9 protein-coding genes are annotated in these 8,441 nt (G+C 58.8%); 6 read left to right on the top strand and 3 right to left on the bottom strand.

From position 1 onward, the window contains the following. The 6 genes from Q1W40_RS10905 to Q1W40_RS10880 form a co-directional block, all read left to right on the top strand. The coding region (locus tag Q1W40_RS10905; protein WP_300711804.1) for an SDR family oxidoreductase at positions 1–729 on the top strand (729 nt) is incomplete at its 5' end. Continuing rightward, positions 726–1,121: a dihydroneopterin aldolase gene (locus Q1W40_RS10900; RefSeq protein WP_300711802.1), complete on the top strand. Its 396-nt coding sequence runs from the start codon at positions 726–728 to the stop codon at positions 1,119–1,121. The genes Q1W40_RS10905 and Q1W40_RS10900, both read left to right, overlap by 4 nt. After that, positions 1,118–1,489, top strand: coding sequence for a dihydroneopterin aldolase (locus tag Q1W40_RS10895; RefSeq protein ID WP_191818099.1), 372 nt, complete (start codon positions 1,118–1,120; stop codon positions 1,487–1,489). The genes Q1W40_RS10900 and Q1W40_RS10895 overlap by 4 nt, the downstream gene beginning before the upstream one ends. A gap of 2 nt (positions 1,490–1,491) precedes the next feature. Continuing rightward, positions 1,492–2,430 carry a tRNA 2-thiocytidine(32) synthetase TtcA gene (gene ttcA / locus Q1W40_RS10890; protein WP_300711795.1) on the top strand — a complete coding sequence of 313 codons (939 nt, stop codon included), beginning with the start codon at positions 1,492–1,494 and terminating at the stop codon, positions 2,428–2,430. Between the two features lie 19 nt (positions 2,431–2,449). Then, the gene (locus Q1W40_RS10885; protein WP_300711793.1) at positions 2,450–3,064 is read left to right on the top strand and encodes a DUF4136 domain-containing protein; all 615 of its coding nucleotides are present in this window, start codon (positions 2,450–2,452) and stop codon (positions 3,062–3,064) included. Positions 3,065–3,085: 21 nt separating this feature from the next. Continuing rightward, the gene (locus tag Q1W40_RS10880; RefSeq protein WP_300711791.1) at positions 3,086–3,730 is read left to right on the top strand and encodes a histidine phosphatase family protein; all 645 of its coding nucleotides are present in this window, start codon (positions 3,086–3,088) and stop codon (positions 3,728–3,730) included. A gap of 32 nt (positions 3,731–3,762) precedes the next feature. On the opposite strand, the gene Q1W40_RS10875 is transcribed toward Q1W40_RS10880, so the two are convergent. The 3 genes from Q1W40_RS10875 to Q1W40_RS10865 form a co-directional block, all read right to left on the bottom strand. Next, positions 3,763–5,577 (bottom strand): HlyD family efflux transporter periplasmic adaptor subunit, encoded by a 1,815-nt coding sequence (locus Q1W40_RS10875; RefSeq protein WP_366146336.1) that lies wholly within the window; start codon positions 5,575–5,577, stop codon positions 3,763–3,765. A gap of 294 nt (positions 5,578–5,871) precedes the next feature. Next, complete coding sequence (locus Q1W40_RS10870; protein ID WP_300711806.1) at positions 5,872–7,110, bottom strand: HlyD family efflux transporter periplasmic adaptor subunit; 1,239 nt, start codon at positions 7,108–7,110, stop codon at positions 5,872–5,874. Positions 7,111–7,202: 92 nt separating this feature from the next. Further along, positions 7,203–8,441: hypothetical protein (locus Q1W40_RS10865; RefSeq protein ID WP_300711787.1), on the bottom strand; the 1,239-nt coding region annotated here is incomplete at its 5' end.

Genomic DNA, 8,441 nt, shown 5'->3' with positions numbered 1-8,441 from the left:
GAGATCGTTCGCCAATTTGCGGCGGCGGGCTGGCGCGTGTGGTGCCATTACCAACGCTCGGCCGATGCGGCAAAGGCGCTGCAGGCTGAGCTGCAGGCTGCAGGAGGCCATGTGGAATGCGTGCAAGCCGACTTGGCCCAAAGCGCCGACGTCGAGCGCATGATGGGCCACATCACGCAGACCACCGGGCCACTCGACTGTCTGGTGAACAACGCGTCGCTGTTCGAGCCCGATGAAGGCACTGACATGGACTTGCCAGGCGCACGCCTTCAGCTGGAAGTGAACTTGATCGCGCCCATGACGCTGGCGTCGCTGATGGCCAAGCAGTCCGCACCCCAGGCCCAACCGGGCCAGCGCAGCGTGATACACATCCTGGACCAGAAGGTGTTCAACCTGAACCCTGACTATTTTTCGTACACCGTGTCCAAACTGGCGCTGGAGCGCTCGGTGGCCTTGCAAGCCCAAGCACTGGCACCTTTGCGTGTGTGTGGTGTGGCCCCGGGCCTGATGTTTTTGAGCGGCCCGCAAACCCAAGAGAACTTTGACCGCGCCAGCCGCGTGAACCTCTTGCGCGAGCCGATCGACCCGGCGCAGGTGGCGGCCACCTGCCTGTTTCTGGCACAGAACCCCTGCATCACCGGCACCACCATCTGTGTGGACAACGGCCAGCACCTGGTGCCACTGGAACGGGATGTGATGTTTTTGGCCGACAAGAAGGACGCCGCATGAATGACCTCATGACCGATTTGGCGCTCAACTGCCGCCGCCTGTTTTTGCGCAACCACACGGTGGACGTGCGCATCGGCGCGCACGACTTTGAAAAGCTCGGCCCCCAACGCATCGTCTTCAATGTGGAGTTGTTCGTGCCCTACAGCGCGTCCACCCCCACGCAAGACGACCTGGCCGAGGTGGTGGACTACGACTTCATCCGCAAGGTGATTGCGCGCCGTGTGGCCCAGGGCCACATCGTGCTGCAAGAGACTTTGTGTGACGACCTGATGCGCGAGCTGATCGCGCACCCGCAGGTGCAGGCGGTGCGCCTGTCGAGCTGCAAACCCGATGTGTACCCGGACTGCGAAGCCGTCGGGGTTGAAATTTTCCAAATCAAACCCGCGCCATGAAAACACCCGCAGGACACCAAACCCTGGAGCTGACCGGTTTGCGCTTTGACGCCAACCTGGGCATCCTCGAACACGAAAAAACCGATCCTCAGCCGATCCAGGTCGATGCCGAGCTGAACCTGGGCACGCAGCCCCTGCTGCCCAGCGACGACGACATCAACGCGGTACTGGACTACCGCAAGGTGCGCAAAATCATCATCGACGAGTGCACAGCCGAGCACATCAACCTGCTGGAAACGCTGATCGGCAAACTCTCGAATCGCCTGATGCAATTGCCCGGCGTGTTGGGTGTGCGCGTCAAGATTGCCAAACTTGAAATTTTTGAAGACTGCGAAGTGGCCATTCGCATGGAAACCGGACAGTGGTGAACATGAACACAACAACTGACAACACCTGGGTGGACGCTGACGCAGAAGCCAGCGCAGCGGCGGCCAAGGCCGTCAAGATCGAGCGTGAAACCCACAAGCTCGAAAAGCGCCTGTGCCGCCAGATGGGCCAAGCCATCAGCGACTTCAACTTGATCGAAGAAGGCGACCGCATCATGGTCTGCATGTCGGGCGGCAAAGACAGCTACGGCATGCTCGACATCCTGCTCAAGATGAAGGCCCGCGCCCCGGTCGACTTTGAGCTGGTCGCGGTCAACCTGGACCAAAAGCAGCCGGGGTTTCCGGACCACATCCTGCCCGCTTACCTCAAAGAGCTGGGCGTGGAGTACCACATCGAGACGCAAGACACCTACTCGATCGTGAAGGACAAGATCCCCGAAGGCAAGACCATGTGCAGCCTGTGCTCGCGCCTGCGCCGGGGCATTTTGTACCGCGTGGCGCGTGAGCTCAAATGCAACAAACTGGCGCTCGGCCACCACCGCGACGACATGCTGCAGACCTTCTTCCTGAACATGTTCTTTGGCGGCAAGCTCAAGGGCATGCCCCCCAAGCTGGTCAGCGACAACGGCGAGTTCATGGTGATCCGCCCGCTGGCCTATGTGGCCGAATCCGACCTGATCCGTTGGGCAGAGCACCGACAGTTCCCCATCATCCCGTGCACCCTGTGTGGCAGCCAGGAAAACCTGCAGCGCCTGCAGGTGGGCAACATGCTGCGCGAGTGGCAAAAGAAGCACCCCGGCCGCATTGAAAACATGTTTGCCGCCTTGCAAAATGTGGTGCCTTCGCATTTGATGGATGCCAAGCTGCACGGCTTCAAAGACCTGCAGATCACCGGCATCGCCGACGAGGCGGGCGACAAGGCTTTTGACGAAGAAGAGTTCAAGGAAGCTTCCTTGCCCGGCATTCAGGTCATCTCGATGTAATCACCCCAAGGAGGCGAGCATGCGTGCACTGTGGACTGGATGGATTCTGGCTTTGGCTCTGGGACTGCTGTCAGGCTGTGCCTCAATGCGCATCATGGACAGCGATGTGGTGTCGGTCGCCGCAGCCCCTGCGGGCATGAGCCTCCAAGGCGCCAAATACCGCTTTGAGCGCCTGCCCTCGCAGGCCAACAACCCCGAAGCGGGCCTGGCCGAACAACAAGCGCAAGCGGCGATGGCGGCGGTGGGCCTGGTGCGTGACGATGCGAACGCCCAGCTCAGCGTGCTGGTGGGCTTTGCTGGCACGCAATACCTGGCCGATGCCTGGGGCCGCCCTCTGCCACCGGGTGCTTGGTCGCCTTATTACGGCAGCATTTCCATGGGGCGCGGCATCGGGCCCAACGTGGGTTTGGGCATGGGCATGCGCTTTCCGCCCCCCACGCAATACCGCCGCGAAGTCAGCCTGATCATGCGCGACTTGAGATCCGGCCAAGTGGTCTATGAAACCCGCGCCACGCACGATGGCCCTTGGAACGACAGCGCGCAGCTGTTTGCCACGCTGTTCCAGGCCGCCATGGCCAACTTCCCGAACCCGCCCGCTGGTTTGCGCCGGGTGAACATCGAAATCCCCCGCTGAATTTTCTGGACAACGCCTCGCATGGACGCCACTCGCATTCTGGCCATTCGCCACGGAGAAACCGCCTGGAACGTGGACACCCGCATCCAGGGGCATCTGGACATCCCGCTCAACGAGGTGGGCCTGCGCCAAGCACAGCACCTGGCCCAAACCTTGGCACAGCGCGACGCCATCGATGCGGTGTACGCCAGCGACCTGTCACGCGCCCACACCACCGCCAGCGCGATTGCCCTGGCCATGGGCCAATCGGTCACGGCACACACTGGCTTGCGCGAACGGCACTTTGGCGCCTTCCAGGGCCGCACCTTTACCGAGATCGAGGCCGAGTTGCCAGACGATGCCTGGCACTGGCGCAAACGCACACCCGAGTGGGCGCCACCAGACGGCGGCGAGTCCTTGATCGTGCTGCGCGAACGCATCTTGAAGACCGTGGACGAATTGGCCGCACGCCACCGGGGCCAGCAAATCGTGATGGTCGCACACGGGGGCGTGATGGACATCCTCTACCGCGCCGCCACCCGCCTGGACCTGCAAGCGCCACGCACCTGGCAGCTGACCAACACCGCTGTTAACCGATTGCTGTGGACACCACAGGGCCTGTCACTGGTTGGCTGGGGCGACACCTCGCACCTGGATGCGCTGGGCCAAGACGAGACGACGGCCTGAGCGACGTCACCCTTGGCAGCCGGCCCTCAAGCTCAGAACCCGAACTCCCGAATCAATACAGCGATCAATTGCCGCACATAGCGACTGATCGGGCTTTGCCATTCTGAATGGATGATGACCTGACCACGCCAGGACATCTGTTGCATCTCAACTGGCATGTCTTGAACCTGCATGGACACGCGGTACACCGCTCGTTCAGGCAAAAATTGGCCATTTTTTTCCCGCGCGAGAATGTGCCCGCCCAAGGAGCTGGCTAACTCGCGTCGCGGCAAAACACGCGTTGCATCGCGATCTATGGCCGATACCTTCAGATTCAGCACTTTCCCGGACACGCTGTCGGTCATGAACCTGGCCGAATGACCTTCTTGCACGCGACCGACATCGTCTTCATCCAGCCAAGTCTCCACCCGCCAAACCGTGCCTTGTTTGACCAATACCGCCAAAGGCTCTTTTTTTCCGACCCATTGTCCCGCAACAAGGTCCGGATCAGCCTGTAAAAATCGCCCCTCGAACGGCGCCAAAGGCATGAACTGATGCCGCTCGGCATGTACGCCCTCCAACTCGGCCTCGGTCGTGTGTAAGTTTTGCTCACTCACCATCCAGCGCTTGCGCATCTCGTCGTCAAATGCCGATGTCGCGACCTGCCAGCGCTGTTGGTCCAATCTGGCCTGCAATGCTTTTTCGCGACCTATCAAATCGGGGACATACAAATTAACCAGTGCTCGACCTGCGGGCGCCAAATCGCCATCTTTGAAGAAAATCGCATCAATCCTGGCACCGGCAGGCGCAAACACGGGCCACGATTCCTGAGGCCGCAAAACTGCACTCGCACTGATGCGTCCAGGCCAAGGCAGCATCAGCAATGCACACAATCCGACAACGCACAACAGGGTCTTGCGGCTGCGCGCTTGGCGACGGATCTGAGGCCACATTTCTCGCCAAACAGCGACCTCAGATGCCAATGGCTTAGCCACAAACCACACAATCTCGATCAGAAATAAGAAAATCCCCACAAGTTTGATGAAGAAGTGATAGACCAAAACGGCGATACCTAAAAACAGCACCAATCTGTAAAGCCAGGTGGCCCAGGCAAACGCGACCAGTACCAAGGCCTTGGCCCGGGAAAAATACTCCGGAGGCGTCCTGCCCAAACCAAACAACCATTCACGCAATTTCCATCGCGCCAACGTAAAGCTGCGCCCATGCAGGTTGGGCATGTCCAGCGCATCCATCAAGATGAAGTACCCATCAAAGCGCATGAACGGACTGGCGTTGATGGCCAGCGTCGCCACCCAACTGGTGGTGGCCAAAACAAACGCTGCCGACTGCAAACTGCCTGCAGGCAGCAGTGCCCAAGCCAAGGTGGCCCAAACAGCGATCACCAACTCGGTGGCAATGCCCGCACTGGCCACACGCAGGCGGTGGAACCGATTCGTCAAACGCCATGTTTCGTTGGTATCGGTATAGGCCACAGGCCACATCACCAAAAAAGCCACCCCCATCGTGGGCACACGACATCCGTAAGACTTGGCGCTGAAGGCGTGCCCTAGCTCGTGCAGTAACTTGACCACAAAAATGGCCACGCCATAAGACAGCAGGCCAGCCAAATTGAAGGTGTCAACCAAGGATGCGCTGAACACATCCCAGCGGCGAACCACTTGACTCAAGCCAACGGCAGCCGCCAGCAAGCTCAAAACCAAAAAAGTTTTGCTGACAAACCAACGTGCGATCGGCAACCAGTCGGTGAGCCAGGCATCGGGCCTGACCAAAGGAATCCGAAAGAACAGGTAGTGGTGCAACAACCACTTGATCGCTGAGCCCTGAATGTTTGACCACTGCTCGGCCATCTTGCGGGCAGTCCCGGTGGCGCTGTTTTTAACCAGTTGATGCATCACCAAAAACTGAGCCACCTGCAGCACATCATGGGCCATCAACTCCAGTGTTGTATGGCTGGATACATCTGAGGCGATTTGCTCTGGTGAATCCATGTCCCATCGCTGCAAGATTTCCAGCGTTGGCCAGTCGATGCGAAAAAACAGGTTGCGCACAGGGTCATGCAAAGTCCAGCTGGGCTGCCCGTCGGCCAAGCTAGGCCCTGGCAACAGATCCAGCTCTTCACGTAATGGCGGTAGCGGCATGGATCAAAAACCCAAATAGGCACGAACAGTCGCCCAAGGGCGGCGCAACACCCAATATGACAATGGCACCCACCCACCCTGGAGCTTTGCCGTCCCCTTCAGACCCACCCGATGACTGGTCGGGCTGTTCAACAGCGCACGAACACGGTAAGCGTAGCTGCCATCAGGCCGCTGGACAGCCTCGTGTGACATGTAGCGCAGCTTGGCCGATACCGGCGACAAAGGGCTGGCACTCAAGTACAAGGTGACAGCGTCACCTGGGGACAAGCTGATGGCATCCGCCAAAGACACCCAAGCCTCGATTTCCACATCATCGAGCGCAGCAATGCGCAAGATGCGTTCACCTGTTGAGACGGGTTTACCTATCCATTCGGAGGGATCGTCCATCAACACCACGCCGGCTCGAGGCGCCAGCACACGCGCACGGGTCAGCTGCTCCTGCAGGTATTCAATTTCGGCTCGCCGTTCCTCAACCTTCCCCACCAGCAAGCCCAACTGGGTTTTGGATTTCATATCCGTCAACGCCATTTGACTGGTCTGCCTGTAATCTGTTTCAGCGGTAGCCAGTGCCTGCAAAGAAACATCCAACTTCGATTGAATGACGATCTCGTCAAAACTGAACAAGGCTTGCTCAGACTTGATCAGCTGATTGGGTTGGACATGAAAAACATCGATCACACCGTCAAGTGGTGCGCGGACCACGGTTGGATGTGCAGGGACCAATTCACCGGGGCTGAGCACCGTCAACTGGACCGGCCAAAGCAAGGCGGCAAGCAAGGCGATACCTATTTGCAAGCGGCGTTGTCGCCACCAAACCAGACCGTCTTGCCAAAGCAGCAGACGAGAACATGCTTGGCGCCAAGCACTGAACCGAACCATCTTGGGCCGGTGCATTGCAGAAAAAGCGTGCCACCAAACCTCTGCCCACTCCTGCAGATCAACTTTTTCTTCATCCGTCCAGGGTATATCTCGCAGAAAAATACCCGCCCCGCTCAAACCTTTCGCAGATGATCCAAGCCAAATGGCATGCTCTGGCCACCAATGTGCCCATTGACTGGCCAGCTCAGCGGGTAAATCAGCGGCCGTGAATGCCTGCCCAGCCTCATAGCCCAGGGCATGCAAATGCCGGGCAACCAAATCGAGCCACTGGACATACGGCACGTTGGCGTCCACCTGCACCACACCCGACAAAGTCCAAACGCCCTCATCCTCCAGCCACAACGCAGCCTGCCGGAAAGGCACCAAAGTCAAACTGTCGTTGACGAGCAGAAAGCCCAGCTCGCGGTCAGACGTGGCCTGTCGCGCGCGCCGGGCCAAATCCCACAAAGCACTCGTCATCCGGCGCGTACTTTAAGAGGCACCGACTCACGCACGGTCACTTTGCTCTGTGCATCGGACACCCGAATCAGCGTGATGGGACGTTTGCCAGCCATGCGCAATTTCTCGCTGAAGCTCTCGCGGCTTTGCGGACCGACTTTTTCCTGCTCCCCAACGAACAACTGGAACAGTGCTGTCGCCTCTCTTCCGTCGTCATCGCGGGCAACCACCTTCAAGTCCAACTTGCCCTTGAAACCTTTGGGCGGCGTGACCTCAAAAACCCCGCTGACAGGGTCAAACTGAACCCATTTCGGCAGAGAGCGGTTGTCTGCTTGTTTGGCTTCTAACTTGATGACGGCATCTTTGTCCGAGTGAACAAAGGCATCAAAGGGCAAGCTGATTTTGGTGGCGACTTGAGTGCCTTGCACAAACTGATCTGTGACACCACGATTCAATGACAATCCGGGCGCTGCAGCATCGTTGACAGGTATACGGTAACCAGACTGACTGGTCAGCACATCACCGATCGGGCGCGGTGGCTCGATAGGCACCAAACGAGGCGCCACCGGGTCAAGGGTTGATGAAAAGACCTGAGGCACTGGAGGTGGAGGCTCAACACGCTCTGCAAGCCGATCAGGTGCAGCAGGTGGCAACACAGCCAAGGGCAATGGCTCTGGCTTGGGTCGGTCATCGTCCTTGATGGCATCAAGGTCTTCGGTTCCATCGGGCTTATAAACTTTTCCGGTGCCATCATCCAAGATGGTGGATGTGTCTGCGTTCGACGCATTTGCACGGACAGCAGCGTTGACACCTGTTCGATCTGCATACAACAGCGCAGCACTGGTGAATGACGCACGCAAAGCGAATTTCTCAGCCCCCTCATACACCGCAGGTTGATCTGATTTGGTCAGAACACGCACATAGAACTTGGTCGTTTCCGCTGGCAACGTGAACGTCCCGTCGTTATCCACGGGTGTACCCGAACCCACCGCCGTAGACAGCGATGTCACCACCTCCATCGTCATGCTGCTCAAGTCAGTTGCAATCAAGGCCGAACTGTCTGTCAACGACAACTTGATGCCTGTGGTGCCTTCCAGCGCCTTGTCCAGGCTCACCGTGAACACCGCGTAACTGCCCTCCGACACATCATCCACACCCGCAACACTCAGCACTGGACGGTCATCGTCAACGGCTACGCCTTCATCGTCCCCGTCCGTGGCCGTGCCGTCGTCCTTGATCGTGCCCGTACCCAGGTC

The sequence above is a fragment of the Limnohabitans sp. genome (assembly GCF_030158565.1).
GTDB lineage: Bacteria > Pseudomonadota > Gammaproteobacteria > Burkholderiales > Burkholderiaceae_C > Limnohabitans_A.
This window is presented reverse-complemented; position numbering and strand designations above follow the sequence as displayed.